The organism is Streptomyces sp. YIM 130001 (assembly GCF_003574445.1).
Taxonomy (GTDB): domain Bacteria; phylum Actinomycetota; class Actinomycetes; order Streptomycetales; family Streptomycetaceae; genus Streptomyces.
The window spans coordinates 388,500-411,639 of sequence record NZ_KZ984550.1 but is presented as its reverse complement, the minus strand read 5'-3'; the positions used below and the strand labels follow the sequence as shown (position 1 = coordinate 411,639).

Sequence of the window (23,140 nt, the reverse complement as noted above, 5' to 3'; positions counted from 1 at the left end):
GGCTGTCCCCACCCCCGGACACCGGAGGTACGCGTGCGCAAGGATTCCGCCGTGGCAGCTGAACGCCCCCCGCGGGCGAGGCATCGTATGCCCGGCCATCGGCAACTCCCGGCACCCGACGAGGAGTTGATGTGCGCGCTGTACCGGGAGCACGCCGGTCCGCTGCTCGCCTATGTACTGCGTCTGGTGGCCGGCGACCGGCAGCGCGCCGAGGACGTCGTCCAGGAAACCCTGATCAGAGCCTGGAAGAACGCGAACCGTCTGAACGCCGCCACCGGATCGGTCCGCCCCTGGCTGGTCACCGTCGCGCGGCGTATCGTCATCGACGGTCACCGCAGCCGGCAGGCCCGGCCGCAGGAGGTCGACCCGTCGCCCCTGGAGGTCATCCCCGCGGAGGACGAGATCGACAAGGCGTTGTGGCTCATGACTCTTTCCGACGCGCTCGACGACCTGACACCCGCCCATCGCGAGGTGCTCGTGGAGACGTATTTCAAGGGACGCACGGTCAACGAGGCCGCGCAGGCGCTCGGCATACCCAGCGGGACCGTCCGGTCCCGGGTGTTCTACGCCCTGCGCTCGATGAAGCTGGCGCTGGAGGAGCGGGGGGTGACGGCATGACAGGCCACGGCACGACCGGACACGGCCGGGACGGAGGCGGACACGACGTGGACGCCGTGCACGAGACCGTCGGCGCGTACGCCCTCGGGATTCTGGACGACGCGGAGGCGAGCGCCTTCGAACTCCACCTGGCGCGCTGCGAGTTCTGCGCCGCACAGCTCGACGAACTCTCCGGCATGGAACCCATGCTGGCGGCCCTCGCCGATCTGCCGCCGCAGCCGGCACCGGAGTTCGCCGAGCAGCCCGCGGCGGGACCGGGCGCGGCGGGACCCGCTCCCCGTGTCCTCGACAACGCGGTCGACGAGGTGGTGCGCCGCCGCGCCCACCGCCGCAGGCGCGGCTTCTATCTGCTCGCCGCGGCGGCCGCCCTCGTGGTGACGGCGCCGCTCGCGGTCCTCGCCCTGACCGCCGAGGACGGCGCGGCCAAGCCGGAGGCGCGGTCGACCGCGCCCGGCGACGACGCCCTGCTGCGCGGCATGGACGACAAGGTGCGCGCCACCGACGCACGCACCGACGTCAGCGCCACCGTCGGCATGGAGGAGACGGGCTGGGGCACCCGCGCCCTCCTCGAACTGAAGAACGTCAAGGGCCCGCTCAAGTGCTCCCTGATCGCCGTCGGCACGGACGGCGAGGAGCAGACGGTCACCTCCTGGTCCGTCCCGAAGTGGGGCTACGGCATCGAGGACAGCCCGAACAAGTGGGCCCGCGAACCGCTGTACGTACACGGCGGCTCCGCCCTCGACCGCGCCGACATCGACCGCTTCGAAGTACGCACCTTCGACGGCCGCCGTCTGGTGGAGGTCGACGCGTGACCAGGGATCGGTGCCACGCGAGGGCCTGACTTCGCGTACGGTTGACGGCTGCCCAGCACAGCATGAAGGGGGCTCGGTGGCCGACGCACGGGACCGTGAGATCAGCGTGGAGCAGGAACATCTGGACCGGGTGTACCTGCGTCTCGAGGAGAAGATCCACGAGGCCGAGTACCTCATGCACGACGCCGCCCAGCGCGGCCACGTCGGCACCCCTGGCGCGCTCGCCGAACGGGACGCGCAGGTCTACCGGGCGGGGATCCATCTCAACCGGCTGAACAGCGAGTTCGAGGACTTCCTGTTCGGCCGGATCGATCTGCTGCTCGGCAAGGACGGCAAGAAGGGGCCCGACGGCGCCTACACCTCGGTGGAGCCGGCCGACGGCGCGGTCCGCGCCGACTCCACCGCCGACATCGCCGAGACCCTGCACATCGGCCGCATCGGCGTACTCGACGAGGACTTCGCCCCGCTCGTCATCGACTGGCGGGCGCCCGCCGCCGCGCCCTTCTACCGCTCCACGCCGGTCGATCCGGGCCGCGTGGTGCGCCGCCGGGTGGTCCGCTCCAAGGGACGGCGGGTGCTCGGCGTCGAGGACGACCTGATGCGGCCCGAGCTGACCGCCTACCTGGACGGCGAAGCGCTCGCGGTGATCGGCGACGGCGCCCTGATGGCCGCGCTCGGCCAGGCCAGGGGCCACACGATGCGCGACATCGTCTCGTCGATCCAGGCCGAGCAGGACCGGGTGATCCGCGCTCCCGCCGCCTCCGTCACCCATGTCGAGGGCGGGCCGGGCACCGGTAAGACGGCGGTGGCCCTGCACCGGGCCGCGTACCTGCTCTACCAGGACAGGCGCCGGTACGCGGGCGGCATCCTGATCGTCTCGCCGACGCCGCTGCTGGTCGCGTACACCGAAGGCGTGCTGCCCTCGCTCGGCGAGGAGGGACAGGTCGCGATCCGCGCGGTCGGCTCCCTGGTCGACGGCGCGGAGGCGAGCCTGTACGACGATCCGCCGACGGCCCGCGTCAAGGGCTCGTCCCGCTTCCTCAAGGTGCTCCGCCGAGCGGCCCGGGGCGCCCTCGAACTCCCTCGGGGCGAAGGCACCGTGCGCCCGGAGCGGCTGCGGGTGGTCGCCTTCGGCCGACGGCTCGAACTGGAGCAGGACGCCCTCGACCGGATCCGCCGCACCGCACTCGGCGGCACCGCCCCCGTCAACCTGCTGCGTCCGCGCGCCCGCAAGCTCCTCCTGGACGCCCTGTGGGAGCAGTCCGGCGCCGGGGCCCGGCACTCCGACCCCGAACTGGCCGCGGAACTCAGATCGGGCTTCGACGCCGACGTACGCGACGAGGACGCGTTCATCGACTTCCTGGACGCCTGGTGGCCCGAGCTCACCCCGCGCGGGGTGCTCACCGCCATGGCCGACGAGCGGCGCCTCGGCCGCTGGGCGCGCCGGGTGCTCAACCCGGGCGAGATCAGACGGGTGGCGCGTTCGCTGCGGCGGGACGGCCTGACCGTGCACGATGTGGCGCTCCTCGACGAACTGACCGCGGTGCTCGGCACTCCGCCGCGCCCGCGCAAGCCGCGTGAACTCGACCCGCTGGACCAGCTCACCGGCCTCGAGGAACTGATGCCGGTACGCGAGGAGACCCAGCGCGAGCGCGCCGAGCGCCTCGCCGAGGAACGCACCGAGTACGCCCACGTGATCGTCGACGAGGCGCAGGACCTGACCCCCATGCAGTGGCGGATGATCGGCCGCCGCGGGCGGCACGCCACCTGGACCGTGGTGGGCGACCCCGCGCAGTCCTCCTGGTCCGACCCGGACGAGGCGGCCGCGGCGCGCGAGGAGGCGCTCGGCACCCGGCCGCGCCGCCGCTTCGAGCTGACCGTGAACTACCGCAACCCGGCCGAGATCGCCGAACTGGCCTCGAAGGTCCTGGCGTTGGCGATGCCCGGCTCCCAGCCGCCGAAGGCGGTCCGCTCCACGGGCGTACGCCCGCACTTCACGGTGGCGCCCGACGGCGACCTGGCGACGGCGGTACGTGAGGAGACCCGGCGGCTGCTCGACCGGGTGGACGGCACCGTCGGTGTGGTGGTCGCGATGCGCCGCCGCACCGAGGCGGCCGGCTGGCTCGACGGCCTCGGCCCGCGGGCGGTGGCCCTCGGCAGCCTGGAGGCCAAGGGCCTGGAGTACGACGCGACGGTCGTGGTGTCGCCGGCGGAGATCGCCGACGAGTCGCCGGCCGGCCTGCGCGTGCTGTACGTGGCGCTGACCCGGGCGACCCAGGAACTGACCCTCGTCTCCGGCGAGCGCGACGCCCCGGACGGCGACGGGGTGCCCGACCTGCTGCGGGACTGAGCGGGGGTTCCACGCGGGCGTCACGGGCACCCGGGGGCGCTCCCGGAAGCGGCGTGAGAACGGGTGCGGGACGGGAATTGCCTTACGGGGATCGTTTGTTACCGTGGATGTGGCACCGGCCCGATCCAAGCCCCCGGGCCCAACCATAGTCGCTACGAGCGACCACTTGCCGCGAGGCGAGCATGGCGGGTCGGTGTCACTGAGCGTCCGGGAAGATCCCGGGAAGCCGGGAGCGATCCCGAAGAGAGGTCCTCGTCACCAAGTGACGGGGACCTTTTCTGTTGCCAGCATCTCTCGTATGGTGGAATCTGTTTTCCGAAACAAGCTGTACCCCGGAAGACCCCCACGAACACGCCCGAGAACACAACGTTCTCAATTCGATGCGGCTACCGCGTACTCAGTGGTAGGTGCGACCATCGGATGACGCTCCCGCGCCCGGCGCGGACGGGCGTACCAGCGACACAGGTGAAAGCAGAGGAAGTCGGCCATGGCAACGGCGCCCAGCGTCTCCTACTCGATGACGGTCCGCCTTGAGGTGCCCGCCAGCGGAACAGCGGTATCCCAACTGACCACGGCCGTGGAGTCCTCCGGCGGCTCGGTCACCGGCCTCGACGTCACCGCCTCCGGGCACGAGACGCTCCGGATCGACGTCACCATCGCCGCGACGTCCACCTCGCACGCCGACGAGATCGTCGAGCAGCTGCGCGGGATCGACGGAATCACTCTCGGCAAGGTGTCGGACCGTACGTTCCTGATGCACCTCGGCGGCAAGATCGAGATGCAGTCCAAGCACCCCATCCGCAACCGTGACGACCTCTCCATGGTCTACACCCCGGGCGTGGCCCGGGTGTGCACACAGATCGCGGAGCACCCCGAGGACGCCCGCCGTCTGACCATCAAGCGGAACTCGGTCGCGGTCGTCACCGACGGCTCGGCCGTCCTCGGCCTCGGCAACATCGGCCCGAAGGCCGCACTGCCGGTCATGGAGGGCAAGGCGGCCCTCTTCAAGCGCTTCGCCGGCATCGACGCCTGGCCGCTCTGCCTGGACACCCAGGACACCGACGCCATCGTCGAGATCGTCAAGGCCATCGCGCCCGGATTCGCCGGCATCAATCTCGAGGACATCTCGGCGCCCCGCTGCTTCGAGATCGAGGCCAGGCTCCGCGAGGCCCTGGACATTCCGGTATTCCATGACGACCAGCACGGCACCGCCATCGTCGTCCTCGCCGCACTGACCAACGCCCTGCGCGTGGTCGGCAAGGACATCGGCGACGTCCGCGTCGTCATGTCCGGTGCGGGTGCCGCCGGTACGGCCATCCTCAAGCTGCTCCTCGCCGCCGGCGTCAAGCATGCCGTGGTCGCCGACATCCACGGCGTCGTGCACGCGGGCCGCGGCGACCTGGTGGACGCGGCTCCCGATTCGCCGCTGCGCTGGATCGCGGACAACACCAACCCCGAGGGCGTCAGCGGCAGCCTGAAGGAAGCCGTGCGCGGCGCCGACGTGTTCATCGGCGTCTCCGCGCCGAACGTCCTCGGCGGCGAGGACGTGGCGGCCATGGCGGAGGGCGCGATCGTCTTCGCCCTGGCCAACCCCGACCCCGAGGTAGAGCCGTCGATCGCCCGCGAGACGGCCGGAGTTGTGGCCACCGGGCGTTCCGACTTCCCCAACCAGATCAACAACGTCCTGGTGTTCCCGGGTGTCTTCCGCGGCCTGCTCGACGCCCAGTCGCGCACCGTCAACACGGAGATGATGCTCGCCGCCGCGACCGCCCTCGCGGACGTGGTCACCGAGGACGAGCTCAACCCGAACTACGTCATTCCGAGCGTTTTCAACGACAAGGTCGCGGGCGCCGTGGCGGGAGCGGTGCGTGGCGCCGCGAAGGCCGTCGGCGCCGGTGTGTGACGCGTTGCACCGCATTCCGGCGGCGCGTCGCAGGACCCATGTCCCCGCGTGGCCCTCTAGGGTTGCGGGCAGCCCCGCCCAATAGTCCAGCGGTCAGCCGCCGGGAGTGGACGGAGTGTCACCGATTTTGTCGTGTGGCGCTTTTCGTGTGACTCCCGCGGGTGCCGGATTGGCCTTACCACCGTACGTGGGGGCAGGATGCCTCTCTGGGCGCGTGGGTCTACGAAGGGACCCGGGTCCGGGGACCTCCAGGGCCCCTGGCAGCATCGGCTCAGCTGGTGCTCGACATGCGGGACGACCGCGTGGCACGCCTTAACGGCACGAAGAACACGGGAGTACAAACATGAACCGCAGTGAGCTGGTGGCCGCGCTGGCCGACCGCGCAGAGGTGACCCGCAAGGACGCCGACGCCGTGCTGGCCGCGTTCGCCGAGACCGTCGGCGAGATCGTTGCCAAGGGCGACGAGAAGGTCACCATCCCCGGCTTCCTGACCTTCGAGCGCACGCACCGTGCCGCTCGCACCGCCCGGAACCCGCAGACCGGCGAGCCGATCAACATCCCGGCCGGCTACAGCGTGAAGGTTTCCGCGGGCTCGAAGCTCAAGGAAGCGGCCAAGGGCAAGTAACACACCCGAAGCCTCAGGAGGGCGGCACCCGGATCACTCCGGGTGCCGCCCTCCTGTGTGTGCGGACGCCGTGTGCGGGGCTCTGCTGTGCCGTCAGGCGGGTCCCAGCAGGGTGACTTCTTCCAGGGAGTCGACCAGGGTCGTACGCGGCCCGGGGGAGATGCCGGGGACCGACGGTACGGCGAGCAGCCGGCAGCCGGCCGCGAGGGCCGCAGCGGCGCCGGTGGGGGTGTCCTCGACCGCCAGACAGTCCGCCGTGTCGACATCGAGCAGGGCGGCGGCGGTGAGATACGGGTCCGGGTGCGGCTTGCCGCGCTCCGACTCGCCCGAGGTGACCGAGGCGTCGAAGCGGTGCGCGCCGAGCGCGCGCAGCACCAGATCGGCCACATGCCGTTCCGATGCCGTCACCAGGGCGGTGGGGACGCCGAGTTCACGCGCGCGGTCGAGCAGTCGCAGCGCGCCCGGCTGCACGGTGACGCCGCACGCCACCCGCGCGGTGAACTCCCGGTCCAGCACGGCGCAACTCTCCGCGGCCGTACGGGTGGTCAGTCCGCTGCGTACGAGGTGATCCGCGGCATCGGCCACGGCGGCGCCCGCGAACGGTGCGAGCACCGGGGCGTCGGCCGGGGAGCCCTGGGCGCGCAGGAAGTCGGCGACCGTCTCCAGCCAGGCGTGTTCGGTGTCGACCAGGGTCCCGTCCATGTCGCACAGGAGCGCGGCGGGCCGGTCGAGGGTACGGGGCGCGGATGGCATCGCGGGGGTCCTCACGGTGCGGGGCGGTCGGGAGTGGTGCGGGCGAGCGGGTTGGCCTGCACCGAGTTGCGGACGGTGAAGACGACGGAGCCGGGCCGGTAGCGGTCGTCCGAGGTCTCCACGGGGCGGCCCTCGAGGGTGGTCGTGGTGCGGCGCACCCTGAGCAGCGGGGAGCCGCGGCGCACGCCCAACTCCCGTGCGTCCACGGTGCCTGCGGCGACCGCGTCGAGGTGGTGCTCGCCGTGGGACATGACCAGGTCGACGGTGTCCCGGAGGTGCTGGGTGACCGACTCGCAGTCGGCGGGCAGCCGTTCGACCGGATCGGCGGCCCAGCCCGCGTACACCGTGCGTTCCAGCAGGACCGGGCTGTCGTCCAGGGTGCGGATGCGCAGGATGTGCAGGACCTCGTCGCCCGGGGTGAGTTGGAGCAGTCCGGCCTCTGCCTCGGTGGCCGGTGCGCGGCGACTGTCGAGCACCAGGCCGCCCGGGGTGCGGCCACCGGCCCTCGCCCACTGAGCGAAGCTGCGCAGTTCGGTGAAGCTCTGGCTGGGCGTGGTCGACAGGACCACGCGCCGGGCACCCTGCCGGGAGCCGATCAGGCCCTCCGCCTGCAGTGTGCCGAAGGCCTGCCGGAGCGTGCCGCGCGATACGCCGTGTTCGGCGGCGAGTTCGGACTCCGAGGGCAGGGCCGCGCCCACCGGGTGGCGGCCTTCGGCGATGGCGCGGCGCAGCTCGTCGGCGATGTGCTCGTGCCGTCGGGTCACTTGTCTCCTCGAGGAGCCGTGCTGATGGGTGGGTCCGGGCGGTGGCCCGGGGCCTGGATCATGCCATCCGGACCAGGCCGTACGCATCTCTGGTTGTGCGCAGCTGTGTACAGGTCTCAGCGGGTGGGCCATGCGTCTTTCCGCTCCCTGTGTCGGTAAACGCATCTCTTTATAACGCTTATGACCTGGGGTTTTTATTACACCGAAGCTTTACCTGAGGGGCGTTCGGCGGTTATCTTCGTCCGGCTTACTGACGTTGCTTGTCCATACAGGTGGCATCCCGAAGATCCAGGAGTAACCATCGTGAAGGCATCCCGTCCCCGTGTGACCCGGCGCGCTGTGGCAGCCGCCGCCTGCGCACTCGCCGTGGTCGCGACAGCAGCCGGCTGCGGCTCGGCGCCCACCGCCGACGCACAGAGCAGCGAGGCCGGCAAGGCGGGTTCGGTGGCCGATCTCGGCGGCCTGGACAAGCTGGTCGAGGCGGCGAAGAAGGAAGGCAAGCTGAACGTCTACGCCCTGGCGCCCGACTGGGCCAACTACGGCGAGATGATCGCGGCCTTCGAGAAGAAGTACGGCATCAAGGTCAACAACGAGAACCCCGGCGGCAGCAGCCAGCAGGCCCTGAACGCCGCCGCCAAGCGCAAGGGCCAGGACCGCGCCGTCGACGCCCTCGACCTCGGCACCGCGTACATGCAGGACGCCAAGGCCAAGAAGCTCCTCGCCCCGTACAAGGTCAAGGGCTGGGACTCGATCCCCGACGAGCAGAAGCAGGCCGACGGGTCGTTCCTCAACAACTACGGCGGCTACATCTCGATCGGCTGCGACGCCAAGGCCGTCAAGGAGTGCCCCGAGACCTTCAAGGACCTCCTGAAGCCGCAGTACAAGAACAAGGTCGCCCTGAACGGCAATCCGACCGAATCCAGCTCCGCGCTCTCCGCGGTCTTCGCCGCCTCGCTGGCCGACGGCGGCTCGCTCGACGACATCCAGCCCGGCCTCGACTTCTTCAAGAAGCTGAAGGCCAAGGGCAATTACGTCCCCGCCGAGTCGACCCTCGCCACCATCCAGAAGGGCGAGACCCCGATCTCGATCGACTGGGACTACCTCAACCTCGGCTACGGCGACAAGCTCAAGGCCAAGGGAGTCGACTGGAAGGTCACCGTCCCCTCCGACGGTCAGTACTCGCTCTACTACAACCAGGGCGTCAACAAGTACGCCCCGCACCCGGCCGCCGCCCGCCTGTGGCTCGAGTTCATCTACAGCCCCGAGGGCCAGAACATCTGGCTGAAGGGCTACTCCCGCCCGGCTCTCCTCGAGCCGATGGAGAAGGATGGCACCGCCGACAAGGCCTCCGCCGACAAGCTCCCCGACGTCTCCGGCACCCCGAAGTCGGCCAGCACCGAGCAGGAGGCCGACGCCAAGGAGAAGGTCGTGCAGGGCTGGGGCAAGGCGGTCGGATGACCATGGCAGAACAAGCTGTCCAGACCGTGGCCGAGGCGCCTGCCGAGGCCGCGGCGCCCGCCCCGGCACCCGGATCCCGGCGCCGGCCCGTGCGCCGGGGCCGGGCCCGCTGGCTCGCCGTCGTCCCGTTCTTCGTCTTCCTCGCGGTCGGCTTCGGACTGCCCGCGGGGACCATGGCGTACGGCGCGTTCACCGCGGTCGACCCGACGACCGGGGCGACCGTGTTCACCACCGACAACGTCACCGGATCACTGTCCGGCGTCTATGCCGGGGGCCTGGCGCGCAGCCTCGAACTGTCCCTGCTCACAGCCCTGTTGGCGACCCTCGCCGGAACCGTCGTCGCCCAGGCCCTGGTCGCGTCCAAGCGGCCCGCACTGCGCCGGGCCGTCGTCTCCGCCTGCGGCGTGTTCGCCAACTTCTCCGGCGCGCCCCTCGCGTTCGCGTTCATCGCCACCCTCGGCACCACCGGCACGCTCACCAAGCTGCTCTCGCTCGGATCGACCGGGTTCAGCCTGTACACCTTCACCGGTCTGGTGCTCGCGTACCTGTACTTCATGATTCCGCTGATGGTGGTCACCGTGCTGCCCGCCCTCGACGGGCTGCGGAGCCAGTGGCGGGAGGCCGCGGCCTCCTGCGGCGCCACCCGCGGGCAGTTCTGGCGGCACATCGGTGTCCCGGTCCTGACGCCCTCGCTGCTCGGCGGCGCGGTCCTGATGTTCGGCACCGCCTTCGCCTCGCACGCCACCGCCGCCGTCCTCGTCGGCGGCTCCGTCGAGCTGATCACCATCCAGATCGCCAACGCCCTCAACGGCAACGTCCTGGCCGGCCAGGAGAATCTCGCGCTCGCCATGAGCCTCAACATGGTGGTGGTCGCGCTGCTCGTGATGGCCGTCCAGATCCCGCTGCAGCGCAGGAGTGCCCGATGGCTCGGCTGAACACCCGAGCGCCCGTCCTCACGGTCGCCGCGCTCTACTTCCTGGTCCCGATCGCGGCCTCCCTGTGGTTCACGATCGACGACAGCGACGGCATCAGCTTCGAGGCGTACACCAAGGGCCTCGGCTCCGAAGGGTTGATCACCAGCCTGACGCTCTCGGTACTCATCGGGTTCGCCACCGTCGTACTCGGGCTGCTCCTGATGGTGCCCACCATGGTCGCCGTCTCGCTGCGACTGCCGAAGCTGCGCCGGACCGTCGAGACGCTCTGCATGATGCCGCTCGTCGTACCTCCCATCGCCCTGGTCGCCGGCGTCACCTCGGTGCTCGCCTGGCAGCAGGACCTGGCGGCCACGCCGCTGTACGGGACGTTCCAGGCGCTCATCAACCCGGACTTCCCGCTGATCCTGGTCATCGTCTACACGGTGATGTCGCTGCCGTTCCTCTACCGCTCGCTCGACGCCGGCCTGCGCGCCGTCGATCTGCGGGTCCTGGTGGAGGCCTCACGCAGCCTCGGTGCCTCCCGGGTACAGACCCTGTGGCAGGTCGTGGCGCCCAATCTGCGGCAGGCCGTGACGGGCGGCGCGGTGCTCAGCCTGGCCATGGTGCTCGGCGAGTTCTCGGTCGCCTCGGTGCTCGGCTTCCGGCCGTTCGCCGTGTGGATGGTCGAGGCCGGCGACAGCGAGGCCCAGCTGTCCGTCGCCGCGGCGATGCTCAGCCTGCTCGTCACCTGGGGGCTGCTGCTCCTGCTCACCGCGCTCGCCGGCGGGCGCACCCGCAAGCAAAGGAAGACCTCATGACCGTCCCCGTGCAACTCAAGCAATTGCGCCGGGAGTTCGGCTCCACGACGGCCCTCACCGGGCTCGACCTGGACATCGCCGCCGGCGAACTGGTCGCGCTGCTCGGCCCGTCCGGCTGCGGCAAGACCACCGCCCTGCGCATCATCGCGGGCTTCGAGTCCGCCGACAGCGGCGAACTGCTCATGGACGGCCAGGACGTCACCGCGGTGCCCGCCCACCGGCGCGACATCGGCATGGTGTTCCAGTCGTACAGCCTCTTCCCGAACATGACCGCGGCCGAGAACGTCGGCTACGGCCTTCGCGTCCGCGGCGCCTCGCCGAGCGAACGTGCCTCCCGTGCCCAGGAGTTGCTCGAACTCGTCGGCCTCCCCGGGCGCGCGGGTGCCTACCCGCACCAGCTCTCCGGAGGTCAGCAGCAGCGCGTCGCCCTCGCGCGAGCCCTCGCCGTACGGCCCAAGGTGCTGCTCCTCGACGAGCCGCTGTCCGCGCTCGACGCCAAGGTCCGGCTCAACCTCCGCGAGGAGATCCGCCGGATCCAGCTCGAACTCGGCATCACCACCGTCTTCGTCACCCACGACCAGGAGGAGGCGCTGTCCATGGCGGACCGCGTCGCCGTGATGAAGGACGGCCGGCTCGAACAGTGCGCCGCTCCCAGCGAGTTGTACGACCGCCCGGCCACGCCCTTCGTCGCCGAGTTCGTCGGCACCATGAACCGGCTGCCGGCCGTCATGAGCGACGGCAGCACCGTCGAGCTCCTCGGCCGCCGGCTGCCCGCCCACGGCGAACGGGAGTACGCCGCCGGGACCGAGGTCGACGTACTGCTGCGGCCCGAGGGCCTCGCTGTGGCGGGCCCGGACGGCGCGGGCGAGCCGGCCACCGTGCGTGTCGCGACCTTCCTCGGCGCGACCACACGACTCCTGCTGACCACCGAGTCCGGTACGTCCGTCAAGGCCGACCTGTCCAGCAGGGACGCCGACGGCCTTGCCCCGGGCTCCCGTTGCACCATCACACCGCACGACAAGTCCGTGCTCGTCGCCCAGGCCGTGTCCGGACAGTCCTGACCCGGCCCCGTACCGTCCACAAGGAGTGACCTACCTCGTGACCGTCACACGGCGCATCTTCCTGACCGTGGCCGCCACCGCAGTGGCCGCCGCGACCACCACCGCCTCCGCACAGGCCGGACCGGACCGGGCCGCGGCGGGTGAACTGCGCGTCCTCACCATGAACCTCTGGCACGGCGGCGCCCAGGTGAACGACGGCCTGGACAAGCAGGTCGCCGTCATCGAGAAGCACCGGCCGGACGTCGTGGGCCTCCAGGAGACCTCGGGCCACGCGGCGAAGGATCTCGCCGAGCGGCTCGGCTGGGACCACTGGCAGTCCGACGGCAGCCTCGGCGTGATCAGCCGGCACCCGATCACCTCCGACGCCGAGACCATCGGCGGCGGCGCGGGGGCGGGCGTGCGTATCCGGATCGACGAATCCACCGGCCAGGAGGTCGAGTTGTGGACGGCTCACCTCGGCTACACCCCGTACGGGCCCTACGACGCCTGCTTCGACCAGATGCCGGTCGACACGATCATGGAGCGGGAGGCGGAGTCGGGCCGTACCGGCCAGGCGACCGAGCTCGCCGAGAAGCTGAAGGGGAAGATCGCGGACGCCGACACCACCCCGGTACTCCTCGTAGGTGACTTCAACTCGCCCTCGCACCTGGACTGGACGGACGCCAACCAGCACTGCGGATACGGACAGGTCGACTGGCCCGCCACGAAGATCGTCGCCGACGCGGGGATGACGGACTCCTACCGCCAGGCGCACCCGGACCCGGCCGCCGACCCGGCCACCACCTGGTCGCCGATCTACCCGAACCACGACGGCTCCACGGGGGAGGTCGAACCGCAGGACCGGATCGACTTCATCACCTACGCGGGCAGCGGACTCGGTGTCCAGGACTCCTCGGTGATCGTCGATGGCGACCCGGCGCCGTACCCGGACCAGGCCGACAACGCCTGGCCCACGGACCACGCGGCGGTCCTCACGACCTTCTCGGTCGGCTAGCGGAGCGCCTTCGTACGACGAACGGCGTCGTCCCGCACGAGCTGCGGGACGACGCCGTTCGTCGTGAGGTGACGAGGCGCTACACCAGCGCGCCGCCCGGCAGTTCGACCTTCGCGCCGAGTTCCATGAGCTTGTCCATGAAGTTCTCGTAACCGCGGTTGATCAGGTCGATGCCGTGCACCCGGGAGGTGCCCTGCGCCGCGAGCGCCGCGATCAGATACGAGAAGCCGCCGCGCAGGTCGGGAATGACCAGGTCGGCGCCCTGGAGTTTGGTGGGGCCGCTGACCACCGCGGAGTGCAGGAAGTTGCGCTGCCCGAACCGGCAGTCGCTGCCGCCGAGGCATTCGCGGTAGAGCTGGATGTGGGCGCCCATCTGATTGAGCGCGGAGGTGAAGCCCAGCCGCGACTCGTACACCGTCTCGTGCACGATCGACAGGCCGGTGGCCTGCGTGAGGGCGACCACGAGCGGCTGCTGCCAGTCCGTCTGGAAGCCCGGGTGGACGTCCGTCTCCAGCGCTATCGACTTCAGGTTCCCGCCCGGGTGCCAGAAGCGGATGCCCTCGTCGCCGATCTCGAAGGCGCCGCCGACCTTCCGGTACGTGTTCAGGAACGTCATCATCGAGCGCTGCTGGGCGCCCTTGACGTAGATGTTGCCCTCGGTGGCGAGCGCGGCGGACGCCCAGGAGGCGGCCTCGAGACGGTCGGGCAGGGCTGCGTGGTTGTAGCCGCCGAGCTGGTCGACACCGGTGACCCGGATCGTCCGGTCGGTGTCCATCGCGATGATCGCGCCCATCTTCTGCAGTACGCAGATGAGGTCCTCGATCTCGGGCTCGACCGCCGCGTTCGACAGCTCGGTGACTCCCTCGGCGAGTACCGCCGTCAGGAGCACCTGCTCGGTCGTGCCCACCGACGGGTACGGCAGCTCGATCTTGGTGCCGCGCAGCCGCTGCGGGGCCTCCAGGTACTGGCCGTCCGCGCGCTTCTCGATCGTCGCGCCGAACTGGCGGAGCACCTCGAAGTGGAAGTCGATCGGCCGACCGCCGATGTCACAGCCGCCGAGCCCCGGGATGAAGGCGTGGCCGAGCCGGTGCAGGAGCGGACCGCAGAACAGGATCGGGATCCGCGAGGAGCCGGCGTGCGCGTCGATGTCCGCGACGTTCGCGCTCTCCACGTGCGACGGGTCCATGATCAGCTCACCCGGCTCGTCGCCGGGGCGGACGGTCACCCCATGCAGCTGCAGCAGGCCGCGTACGACGCGGACGTCGCGGATGTCCGGCACGTTGCGCAGCCGGCTCGGACCACTGCCGAGCAGCGCGGCGACCATGGCCTTGGGGACCAGGTTCTTCGCGCCGCGGACGCGGATCTCGCCCTCCAGCGGGGTCCCGCCGTGGACAAGCAGTACGTCGTCATTGCCGTTGACGGTCATGTATCTCGCGTTCCGGTGAGGTGGGCTGAGGGCTGGTGGGCTGTCGAGCTCCTGTCGAGTCCCGGGCGCAAGCGTAATGGGCGCCAACCCCCTTCTTGTAAGGGCGAGGGCGGCCCGAGTCGTTTCGGATCGCGAACAGACACGAGCGGTGCACCGGTGGCCGCACAGGGTCACCGGATCGGGGTCGGGTCGGACGGGACGCGAGGGGCTCGGGTGCGGAACCGGATCCGGCCGCTGCCAGCGGATTGAGGTGCCCGGCCGGGTGCTTGTGGCCGTTGCCGTCCCATCGAGGGGCAGGATGCGGGATCATGTCTCGCATGACCGAGGTGTCCTCGCTCACAGGGCGGTTGCTCGTGGCCACGCCTGCCCTGGCGGACCCGAATTTCGACCGGGCCGTGGTGCTGCTCCTCGACCACGACGAGGAGGGCTCGCTCGGCGTCGTCCTCAACCGGCCGACGCCCGTCGGGGTCGACGACATCCTGGAGGGCTGGGCCTCGCTCACCGGTGAGCCCGGCGTCGTCTTCCAGGGCGGACCGGTCTCCCTCGACTCGGCGCTCGGCGTCGGAGTGGTCCCCGGCGACGATCACACGGGGCCCAAGCCGGGCGTACGGGATCCGATCGGCTGGCGGCGGGTGCACGGCGCGATCGGCCTCGTGGACCTGGAGACCCCGCCGGAGCTGCTCGCCGCGGCCCTCGGTTCGCTGCGCATCTTCGCCGGGTACGCCGGGTGGGGGCCCGGCCAGCTCGAGGACGAACTGACCGAGGGTGCCTGGTACGTGGTCGAATCCGAGCCCGGGGACGTCTCTTCGCCGGTACCGGAGAGTCTGTGGCGGGCGGTGCTGCGGCGGCAGCGCAGCGAACTCGCCATGGTCGCCACATATCCGGACGATCCGTCCCTCAACTGACCGCCCCGTGACGGTCCTGCCGTCGGACCCGCCCGGCCCGGTCCGTACGCCGCGGCCCGTCGTGGTGTCCGTCGCGGCAGGCGCTGCGGGCATCTCCGGGGCCTGGGTACCCTTGGCAGTTATGAGCACTCTCGAGCCCGAGCGCGGGGCAGGTACGGGGACCCTCGTAGAGCCGACGCCGCAGACGTCGCACGGAGACGGTGACCACGAGCGCTACGCCCATTACGTCCAGAAGGACAAGATCATGGCGAGCGCGCTCGACGGTTCGCCCGTCGTGGCACTCTGCGGCAAGGTCTGGGTCCCGGGCCGCGACCCGAAGAAGTACCCGGTGTGCCCCATGTGCAAGGAGATCTACGAGTCCATGGGCGCCGGCGGAGACGGTGACAAGGGCGGCGGCAAGGGCGGCAAGGGCGGCGACAAGAAGTAGTCGCGGCCATCGAGGCCCGCACCTCTGCACCTCCGCAGGGTGGTTCGTGCCGGAACCCGGATCCCGTACCGGGGTCCGGCACGAACCGGCTCAGCGGTCCTCCGCTGCCCGCACGGCGCGCCAAGTTCCCTCGTCACAGGCGTGATCGACCGCCGGGGGTGCTGTCCCACCGTCTCGGCGGCGTGGCAGGCTCGCCCCATGACAGATCCCGGACTCATCCCGGCACCGCGCGCCCGCCGCGCGACCCCGGGAGACTTCGTACTCGACGAGCACACCGTCATCGACGCGGGCCCCGGCACCGAGGGCACCGCACGCTGGCTGCGCGGGACGATCGGCGCGGCCACCGGACTGCCCCTCGCCCCCGGAGCGGCCGGTGATCCGCACGCGGTGCGCCTGCGCATCGACCCGGACGGAGCCGGAGCGCCCGGACCCGAGGGCTACCGGCTCGACGTGGCCCACAGTGGCGTCACCATCCTCGGTGGCGGCGCGGCAGGCGTCTTCTGGGGCGCCCAGACACTGCGTCAACTCGTGGGCCCCGAAGCCTTCCGCCGTGCTCCCGTCGCCCAGCGGCAGTGGACGCTGCCCGGCACCTCGATCGAGGACCGGCCGCGCTTCCGCTGGCGCGGCAGCATGCTCGACGTGGCACGGCACTTCATGCCGAAGGACGGCGTGCTGCGCTTCATCGACCTCCTTGCCGCGCACAAGCTGAACGTCTTCCACTTCCACCTCAGCGACGACCAGGGCTGGCGCGTCGAGATCAAGCGCTACCCGAAGCTCACCGAGCACGCGTCCTGGCGCTCGCGCACCAAGTACGGCCATCGCGCCTCACCGCTGTGGGAGGACAAGCCGCACGGCGGCTACTACACCCAGGACGACATCCGCGAGATCGTCGCCTACGCCGCCGAGCGGCATATCAGCGTCGTCCCCGAGGTGGACATCCCGGGCCACTCGCAGGCCGCCATCTCCGCGTACCCCGAACTCGGCAACACCGACGTCATCGACACCACCACCCTCTCCGTCTGGGACTCCTGGGGCGTCACACCGAACGTACTGGCCCCCACTGACAACGTCCTTCGCTTCTACGAGGGCGTCTTCGAGGAGCTCCTGGAACTCTTCCCGTCGACCTTCGTGCACGTCGGCGGCGACGAGTGCCCCAAGGACCAGTGGAAGCAGTCCCCGGCCGCGCAGGCCCGCATCAAGGAGCTCGGTCTCGCCGACGAGGACGAGCTCCAGTCCTGGTTCATCCGGCACTTCGACAGTTGGCTCACCGAGCGCGGACGCCGGCTCATCGGCTGGGACGAGATCCTCGAGGGCGGCCTCGCACCCGGCGCCACGGTGTCCTCCTGGCGTGGCTACGCGGGCGGTATCGCGGCCGCGCAGTCGGGCCACGACGTCGTCATGTGCCCCGAACAACAGGTGTACTTGGACCACCGGCAGCACGGCGGAGAGAACGAGCCGGTGCCGATCGGGTACGTCCGCACCCTCGAGGACGTCTACCGCTTCGAGCCCGTACCGCCGCAGTTGACGCCCGAACAGGCGCGGCACGTCATCGGCACCCAGGCCAACCTGTGGACCGAGGTGATGGAGAGCCAGGCGCGCGTGGACTACCAGGCGTTCCCGCGGCTCGTCGCCTTCAGCGAGGTCGCCTGGAGTGTGCTGCCCGCGCCCGAGGAGCGGGACTACGCCGGGTTCGGCTCACGGATGACCGCCCACTACGCGCGACTTGACGCACTCGGCGTCGGATACCGGCCGCCCGGCGGGCCGTTGCCGTGGCAGCAGCGGCCCGGTGTTCTCGGACGCCCGATCGAGGGAGCGCCCCCGAACGTGTGAGTGTCCCGCGGAGCGCACGTCCCAGGGGTGCGGCCCTGGGACTCTGGGGGGTCGTGGGACAGCACGTCGTGGGACGGCACGTCGTGGGACGGCACGTCGCGGGACAGAACACGGACAAGGGTTCGCAAAAAGCCACCAGTGGTACTTCGAGCCCGGATTCGATGATTACGGACCTACCTCGCGAAGAGGTAGGAAAAGCTCGTAGCGGACCCGTTCGTCGGCGGGCCCGCAACATGTGCCAGAGTTGCCACGTCCAGTTGTGGAGCACGTACCGTACGGCGGAACGAGCCCGACGGGCAGGGCACTGGGAAGGGGCAGCCGGTTGACCACGCACGCACCGCATTCGACGCACGCCGCGCCGTCCGTGCTGCTTCCCGCCTCGCTCGACGAGGCCGTGGAGGCGCTCGCGGCCACCCCGGCAGCCGTGCCGGTGGCAGGCGGCACCGACCTGATGACCTCGGTCAACTCGGGACAGCTGCGGCCCGCCGCCCTGGTGGGCCTCGGCCGGATCAGCGAGATCCGGGGCTGGCAGTACCAGGACGGCCACGCGCTGCTCGGCGCCGGGCTCACCCACGCGCGCATAGGGCGCCCCGACTTCGCCGCCCTGATCCCGGCCCTCGCCGCAGCGGCGCGTGCGGCAGGCCCGCCCACCATCCGCAACGCGGGCACGCTCGGCGGCAACATCGCCTCCGGGGCACCGACCGGTGACTCACTGCCCGTACTCGCCGCCCTCGAGGCGACTCTCGTCATCGCAGGACCCGGCGGTGCGCTGCGCGAGGTCCCGGTGTCCCACCTGCTCGCCGGTATGGACAACCTGCGCGCGGGTGAACTCATCGGCTACGTGCGGGTACCGCTGCTGCACGCGCCGCAGGTCTTCCTCAAGGCGACCGGACGGACCGGACCCGGGCGTTCGACCGGGTCCGTGGCCGTGGTCCTCGACCCGGCTCGGCGCGGAGTGCGCTGCGCGGTGGGCGCCATAGCGCCGATGCCGCTGCGCCCCCTGGAGGCCGAGGCCTGGGTCGCCTCGCACATCGACTGGGGCGCGGGCCGCGCCCTCGCGCCGGAGGCCCTCACAGCCTTCGGCGACTACGTGGCAGCGGCCTGCATCCCCGACCGCACGGCGCCCGACGGGACGCCTGAGCAGCTTTCGCCGGGGGTACTGCACCTGCGTCGCACGGTCGCCGCGCTGGCCCGGCGAGCACTCGGAAGGGCACTGGCGTGAGCAACACCCAGCACAACGGTGACGAAGACCGCGAGAACGGCGGCCAGGGCGCGTACGACGCCGAGAACGCCGGTCAGCGAGCGTACGACGCGGAGAACGGCGGGTACGGACCGCACAGCGGTGGCCCCGAGGGCTCGCCCCAGGCGCACTACCAGAACCCCTACGGACAGCCCGCCGCGTACGGGCCGCCGGTGACGTACGGACAGCCGCGGGGGTACGGATCGCAGCCCGGCGAGGGCGGCTACGGCGACGAGGCCGCAGGCCAGGACCAGGACAGCGCCGAGGGCGGCTGGCAGCCGACCCCGCAGGGCGCGTTCGACGCGGACGCCACGGCGTTCGTCCAGCTCCCCGAGGGCTACGCGGACATCCCGCTCGCGGCGCCCGGCAGCGGGTTCGTGCCGCCGCCGATCTCCGTGGCGCCCGGTGCCGCGACCGACCCGGCGGCCACCGGCGCGTTCATCGTGCCGAACTTCGACGGGCCGCGGACCGGGGCCGGGGACGGCGGGCAGGCCGTGCACTGGCCCGAGCCCAACGCGCCGCAGCAGCCCGCTCCGGATCCGTCGGCGGCGACGGGATCGTGGTCGTTCACCGAAGGTGCGCAGGGCGGTGCGCCGTTCGCGGATGCGCAGTTCGCACAGGACGCGCAGGGACGCCCCGAGGACGGGAGCGTCGGCGACGGCGTGACGGCCGCGGACGACGCGGCGAATGTCACCGGACAGTGGTCCATTCCCGTGGCGCGGGGCGATCTGCCCGACGAGTCGGGCGAGTTCACGCGGTCGGCGCTCGTCAGGGAGTGGGCGGCCGCGGCTCCGGCGACCCTGCCGGGCGGCGCACCGGCGCCCTGGGCGCCGCGGGAGGAACCGCGCAGTGAGCCTCGGGACGACGGCGCCGCCGCTGCCGACGAAACGGCCTCCACGCGCGCGGGGAGGGGGGACGACGAGTTCGTAGCAGCCGTCCCCGAAGAGACCGGCGCAGAGGAAACCGCTCCGGCACGGGACGAGCAAGCCGCGGACGACGAGGCCGCCCAAGGTCCCGGCGCCCAGGCCCCGCAGACGGACGCACCGGCCGAGGACACGGCCGACGAGGCCCAGGACCCGGCGCCGGCCGAAGCGCCGCAGCCCGCCTTCCACGACGACCGCCCCCTCGCCTCCTACGTCCTCAGCGTCAACGAGGCGGACCGGCCCGTCACCGACGCCTGGATCGGTGAATCACTGCTCTACGTGCTGCGCGAACGCCTCGGCCTCGCGGGCGCCAAGGACGGCTGCTCGCAGGGTGAGTGCGGAGCCTGCGCGGTCCAGGTCGACGGCCGGCTCGTCGCCTCCTGCCTGGTGCCCGCGGCCACCACCGCGGGCAGCGAGATCCGTACCGTCGAGGGGCTCGCCGCCGACGGGCGGCCCTCCGACGTCCAGCGCGCCCTGACCTGTGGCAGCGCCGTCCAGTGCGGCTTCTGCATCCCCGGCATGGCGATGACCGTGCACGACCTGCTGGCCGGCAACCCCGACCCGAGCGAGCGCGAGGCCCGGCAGGCCCTCAGCGGCAACCTCTGCCGCTGCACCGGCTACCGCGGAGTGCTCGACGCCGTCAGCGAGGTCGTCGCCGAACGGCGCGCCGCGTCGGCCGCCGAGGCCGAGGAGAAGCAGCAGCAGGCAGATGCCGCGGAACGGGATGCCCGCATCCCGCACCAGGCGCCGCCCGGCGCCGGCAGCGCGCACCCCGGCCCGTACGGGCAGGGGCCCGAGCAGTACCCGCACGACCCCGAGCAGTACCCGCACGACGGAGGCCAGGCGTGAGCAACGAGACCGCCACCGCGGCCGACCCCACCGGGACGGCCCCGGCCCCGCCGCCGCACGGGCTCGGCACCTCACTCAAGCCGGACGACGCCCGCGCCAAGACCGAGGGCACCTTCCCGTACGCCGCAGACCTGTGGGCCGAGGGACTGCTGTGGGCAGCCATCCTGCGCTCACCGCACCCCCACGCGCGCGTGGTCTCCATCGACACCTCGTTCGCCGCGGCCATGCCCGGCGTGCACGCCGTCGTCACCCACGAGGACGTCCCCGGCGACGCCGCCCACGGCCGCCGCATCGCCGACCGCCCGGTCTTCGCCTCCGACCTGGTGCGCCACCACGGCGAGCCGATCGCCGCCGTCGCCGCGGACCATCCCGACACCGCGCGGATGGCCGCCGCCGCCATCGCCGTCGAGTACGAGGTCCTGGAACCGGTCACCGACCCCGAAGAGGCGTTCGGCGCCGAGCCCCTGCACCCCGACGGGAACCTGATCCGCCACATCCCGCTGCGCTACGGCGACCCCGAGGCGACCGGCGAGGTCGTCGTCGAGGGCCTGTACCGCATCGGCCGCCAGGACCCCGCCCCCATCGGCGCCGAGGCCGGCCTCGCGGTGCCGCGGCCGGACGGCGGCGTGGAGCTCTACGTCGCCTCCACCGACCCGCACGCGGACCGCGACCTCGCGGCCGCCTGCTACGGGCTCGAACCGTCCCGCGTGAAGGTCGTCGTCACCGGCGTACCGGGCGCCACCGCGGACCGCGAGGACCCCGGTCTGCAACTGCCGCTCGGACTGCTCGCCCTGAAGACCGGCTGCCCGGTGAAAATCACCGCCACGCGCGAGGAGGCCTTCCTCGGCCACCCGCACCGGCACCCCACCCTGCTGCGCTACCGCCACCACGCCGACGCCGAGGGGCGGCTGGTGAAGGTCGAGGCGCAGATCCTGCTCGACGGCGGCGCCTACGCGGACGCCTCGTCCGAATCGCTCGCCGCCGCGGTGGCGTTCGCCTGCGGCCCGTACGTCGTCCCGCACGCCTTCATCGAGGGCTGGGCCGTACGCACCAACAACCCGCCGTCAGGACACGTCAGGGGCGAGGGCGCGATGCAGGTGTGCGCCGCCTACGAGGCCCAGATGGACAAGCTCGCCGCCCGCCTCGGCGCGGACCCGGCCGAGCTGCGCCTGCGCAACGCCCTGTCCACCGGCGACATCCTGCCCACCGGCCAGACGGTGACCTGCCCCGCACCGGTGGCCGAACTGCTGCGCGAGGTACGGGACTTCCCGCTGCCCCAGCTGCCCAAGGACACCCCCGAGGAGGACTGGCTGCTGCCCGGGGGCCCGGAGGGCGCGGGCGAACCGGGCGCGGTCCGCCGCGGTGTCGGCTACGGACTCGGCATGGTCCACATGCTCGGCGCCGAGGGCGCCGACGAAGTCTCCACGGCCACCGTGAAGGTCAAGGACGGTGTGGCCACCGTGATCTGTGCCGCGGTCGACACCGGCCAGGGCTTCGCCACACTCGCCCGCCAGGTCGTGCAGGAGACGCTCGGCATCGACGAGGTGCACGTCGCCCCCGCCGACACCGACCAGCCGCCGGCGGGCCCCGCCTGCCGCGGGCGCCACACCTGGGTCTCCGGCGGTGCGGTGGAACGGGCCGCGAAGATGGTCAGGACCCAGCTTCTGCAGCCGCTCGCCGCCAAGTTCGGCATGTCCACGGAGCTGCTCCAGATCACCGACGGCAAGATCACCTCGTACGACGGTGTGCTGTCCACCACGGTCATGGAGGCCATGGACGGCAAGGAGCTGTGGGCGACCGCACAGTGCCGCCCGCACCCGACGGAGCCGCTCGACGAGACGGGACAGGGAGACGCGTTCGTCGGCATGGCGTTCTGCGCCGTACGTGCCGTGGTCGACGTCGATGTGGAGATCGGCGCGGTCCGGGTCGTCGAACTGGCCGTCGCCCAGGACGTGGGCCGGGTGCTCAACCCGGCGCAGCTCAGGGCCCGTATCGAGGCCGGTGTCACACAGGGCGTCGGCGCCGCGCTGATGGAGAATCTGCGCGCGCCGCGCGGGCTCGTCCGGCACCCCGACCTCACGGGGTACGCACTGCCCACGGCCTTGGACGCACCAGAGATCCGCATCGTGAAGCTGGTCGAGGAACGGGACGTCGTGGCGCCGTTCGGCGCGAAGGCGGCGTCCGCGGCGCCCGTCGTGACGTCCCCGGCGGCGGTCGCGGCCGCGGTGCGGGCGGCGACGGGGCGGCCGGTCAACCGGCTGCCGATCCGTCCGCAGGCCGCTGTGGTGTCGGTGGGGGAGTAGGGCCAGGGGTTTCCCGCTGGGGGTCGTCGTCAGCTGTTTCTGATCCGGGGTCGCCCTTTGGGTTGAATCGCGGTGTCGGAAGCCGGAGTGGTGAGCGCGTTGCCGCGGGGGCGGTGGCGCGCTTTTTCATGCGGTCCGGGATGCGCTGGGGCTGTGGACAACCGTGC

At 71.6% G+C, this 23,140-nt stretch carries 19 protein-coding genes; 16 read left to right on the top strand and 3 right to left on the bottom strand.

Features of this window, described 5'->3' with window-relative positions; all coding sequences use genetic code 11:
- Positions 1–87 precede the first annotated feature (87 nt).
- The 5 genes from DSC45_RS07455 (at position 88) to DSC45_RS07430 (ending at position 6,308) form a co-directional block, all read left to right on the top strand.
- The gene (locus tag DSC45_RS07455) at positions 88–618 is read left to right on the top strand and encodes a sigma-70 family RNA polymerase sigma factor (RefSeq protein WP_119288279.1); all 531 of its coding nucleotides are present in this window, start codon (positions 88–90) and stop codon (positions 616–618) included.
- Positions 615–1,430, top strand: coding sequence for an anti-sigma factor family protein (locus DSC45_RS07450; RefSeq protein ID WP_119288277.1), 816 nt, complete (start codon positions 615–617; stop codon positions 1,428–1,430). Before DSC45_RS07455 ends, DSC45_RS07450 begins: the two co-directional genes overlap by 4 nt.
- A gap of 76 nt (positions 1,431–1,506) precedes the next feature.
- On the top strand, positions 1,507–3,780 hold the full coding sequence (locus tag DSC45_RS07445; RefSeq protein ID WP_240434508.1) for a HelD family protein: 2,274 nt from the start codon (positions 1,507–1,509) through the stop codon (positions 3,778–3,780).
- A gap of 487 nt (positions 3,781–4,267) precedes the next feature.
- Positions 4,268–5,683: an NAD-dependent malic enzyme gene (locus DSC45_RS07440; RefSeq protein ID WP_119288275.1), complete on the top strand. Its 1,416-nt coding sequence runs from the start codon at positions 4,268–4,270 to the stop codon at positions 5,681–5,683.
- Between the two features lie 343 nt (positions 5,684–6,026).
- Positions 6,027–6,308, top strand: a complete 282-nt coding sequence (locus DSC45_RS07430) for an HU family DNA-binding protein (RefSeq protein ID WP_016645140.1) — start codon at positions 6,027–6,029, stop codon at positions 6,306–6,308.
- A 93-nt stretch (positions 6,309–6,401) separates the two neighbouring features.
- Here DSC45_RS07430 and DSC45_RS07425 read toward each other — a convergent pair whose 3' ends face one another.
- Positions 6,402–7,061 (bottom strand): HAD family hydrolase, encoded by a 660-nt coding sequence (locus tag DSC45_RS07425; protein WP_119288271.1) that lies wholly within the window; start codon positions 7,059–7,061, stop codon positions 6,402–6,404.
- An 11-nt stretch (positions 7,062–7,072) separates the two neighbouring features.
- Positions 7,073–7,825: a GntR family transcriptional regulator gene (locus tag DSC45_RS07420; RefSeq protein ID WP_119288269.1), complete on the bottom strand. Its 753-nt coding sequence runs from the start codon at positions 7,823–7,825 to the stop codon at positions 7,073–7,075.
- A 339-nt stretch (positions 7,826–8,164) separates the two neighbouring features.
- Between DSC45_RS07420 and DSC45_RS07415 the strand changes: the two genes are divergently transcribed.
- The 5 genes from DSC45_RS07415 to DSC45_RS07395 are packed head-to-tail and all read left to right on the top strand — an operon-like array spanning position 8,165 to position 13,070.
- Complete coding sequence (locus tag DSC45_RS07415) at positions 8,165–9,283, top strand: ABC transporter substrate-binding protein (protein WP_205571277.1); 1,119 nt, start codon at positions 8,165–8,167, stop codon at positions 9,281–9,283.
- Between the two features lie 2 nt (positions 9,284–9,285).
- The gene (locus DSC45_RS07410) at positions 9,286–10,218 is read left to right on the top strand and encodes an ABC transporter permease (protein WP_119288464.1); all 933 of its coding nucleotides are present in this window, start codon (positions 9,286–9,288) and stop codon (positions 10,216–10,218) included.
- Positions 10,206–11,015: an ABC transporter permease gene (locus DSC45_RS07405; RefSeq protein WP_119288265.1), complete on the top strand. Its 810-nt coding sequence runs from the start codon at positions 10,206–10,208 to the stop codon at positions 11,013–11,015. Before DSC45_RS07410 ends, DSC45_RS07405 begins: the two co-directional genes overlap by 13 nt.
- The gene (locus DSC45_RS07400) at positions 11,012–12,076 is read left to right on the top strand and encodes an ABC transporter ATP-binding protein (RefSeq protein WP_119288263.1); all 1,065 of its coding nucleotides are present in this window, start codon (positions 11,012–11,014) and stop codon (positions 12,074–12,076) included. The genes DSC45_RS07405 and DSC45_RS07400 overlap by 4 nt, the downstream gene beginning before the upstream one ends.
- Positions 12,077–12,113: 37 nt before the next feature.
- On the top strand, positions 12,114–13,070 hold the full coding sequence (locus tag DSC45_RS07395; protein WP_119288261.1) for an endonuclease/exonuclease/phosphatase family protein: 957 nt from the start codon (positions 12,114–12,116) through the stop codon (positions 13,068–13,070).
- A gap of 79 nt (positions 13,071–13,149) precedes the next feature.
- On the opposite strand, the gene murA is transcribed toward DSC45_RS07395, so the two are convergent.
- Positions 13,150–14,496, bottom strand: a complete 1,347-nt coding sequence (murA, locus tag DSC45_RS07390; protein ID WP_119288259.1) for a UDP-N-acetylglucosamine 1-carboxyvinyltransferase — start codon at positions 14,494–14,496, stop codon at positions 13,150–13,152.
- A gap of 317 nt (positions 14,497–14,813) precedes the next feature.
- Between murA and DSC45_RS07385 the strand changes: the two genes are divergently transcribed.
- The 6 genes from DSC45_RS07385 (at position 14,814) to DSC45_RS07360 (ending at position 22,973) form a co-directional block, all read left to right on the top strand.
- Positions 14,814–15,401, top strand: coding sequence for a YqgE/AlgH family protein (locus DSC45_RS07385; protein WP_119288257.1), 588 nt, complete (start codon positions 14,814–14,816; stop codon positions 15,399–15,401).
- 121 nt (positions 15,402–15,522) lie between these two features.
- A complete protein-coding gene (locus tag DSC45_RS07380; protein ID WP_119288255.1) occupies positions 15,523–15,828 on the top strand; it encodes a DUF3039 domain-containing protein in 306 nt (101 codons plus the stop codon).
- A 198-nt stretch (positions 15,829–16,026) separates the two neighbouring features.
- Positions 16,027–17,658: a beta-N-acetylhexosaminidase gene (locus tag DSC45_RS07375; RefSeq protein WP_119288253.1), complete on the top strand. Its 1,632-nt coding sequence runs from the start codon at positions 16,027–16,029 to the stop codon at positions 17,656–17,658.
- Between the two features lie 322 nt (positions 17,659–17,980).
- Positions 17,981–18,880, top strand: a complete 900-nt coding sequence (locus DSC45_RS07370) for an FAD binding domain-containing protein (RefSeq protein ID WP_119288251.1) — start codon at positions 17,981–17,983, stop codon at positions 18,878–18,880.
- Positions 18,877–20,670 carry a 2Fe-2S iron-sulfur cluster-binding protein gene (locus DSC45_RS07365; protein WP_240434507.1) on the top strand — a complete coding sequence of 598 codons (1,794 nt, stop codon included), beginning with the start codon at positions 18,877–18,879 and terminating at the stop codon, positions 20,668–20,670. Before DSC45_RS07370 ends, DSC45_RS07365 begins: the two co-directional genes overlap by 4 nt.
- Entirely contained in the window at positions 20,667–22,973 is a 2,307-nt protein-coding gene (locus DSC45_RS07360; protein WP_119288249.1) for a xanthine dehydrogenase family protein molybdopterin-binding subunit, read from the top strand. The genes DSC45_RS07365 and DSC45_RS07360 overlap by 4 nt, the downstream gene beginning before the upstream one ends.
- Positions 22,974–23,140 lie beyond the last annotated feature (167 nt).

What these genes read in the sequence shown, in the direction of transcription:
- DSC45_RS07455 (WP_119288279.1), top strand. Translation starts at nt 88, where the DNA reads ATGCCCGGCCATCGGCAACTCCCGGCACCCGACGAGGAGTTGATGTGC.
- DSC45_RS07450 (WP_119288277.1), top strand. Translation starts at nt 615, where the DNA reads ATGACAGGCCACGGCACGACCGGACACGGCCGGGACGGAGGCGGACAC.
- DSC45_RS07440 (WP_119288275.1), top strand. Translation starts at nt 4,268, where the DNA reads ATGGCAACGGCGCCCAGCGTCTCCTACTCGATGACGGTCCGCCTTGAG.
- DSC45_RS07430 (WP_016645140.1), top strand. Translation starts at nt 6,027, where the DNA reads ATGAACCGCAGTGAGCTGGTGGCCGCGCTGGCCGACCGCGCAGAGGTG.
- DSC45_RS07425 (WP_119288271.1), bottom strand. Translation starts at nt 7,061, where the DNA reads ATGCCATCCGCGCCCCGTACCCTCGACCGGCCCGCCGCGCTCCTGTGC.
- DSC45_RS07410 (WP_119288464.1), top strand. Translation starts at nt 9,286, where the DNA reads ATGGCAGAACAAGCTGTCCAGACCGTGGCCGAGGCGCCTGCCGAGGCC.
- DSC45_RS07405 (WP_119288265.1), top strand. Translation starts at nt 10,206, where the DNA reads ATGGCTCGGCTGAACACCCGAGCGCCCGTCCTCACGGTCGCCGCGCTC.
- DSC45_RS07400 (WP_119288263.1), top strand. Translation starts at nt 11,012, where the DNA reads ATGACCGTCCCCGTGCAACTCAAGCAATTGCGCCGGGAGTTCGGCTCC.
- murA (WP_119288259.1), bottom strand. Translation starts at nt 14,496, where the DNA reads ATGACCGTCAACGGCAATGACGACGTACTGCTTGTCCACGGCGGGACC.
- DSC45_RS07385 (WP_119288257.1), top strand. Translation starts at nt 14,814, where the DNA reads ATGACCGAGGTGTCCTCGCTCACAGGGCGGTTGCTCGTGGCCACGCCT.
- DSC45_RS07380 (WP_119288255.1), top strand. Translation starts at nt 15,523, where the DNA reads ATGAGCACTCTCGAGCCCGAGCGCGGGGCAGGTACGGGGACCCTCGTA.
- DSC45_RS07375 (WP_119288253.1), top strand. Translation starts at nt 16,027, where the DNA reads ATGACAGATCCCGGACTCATCCCGGCACCGCGCGCCCGCCGCGCGACC.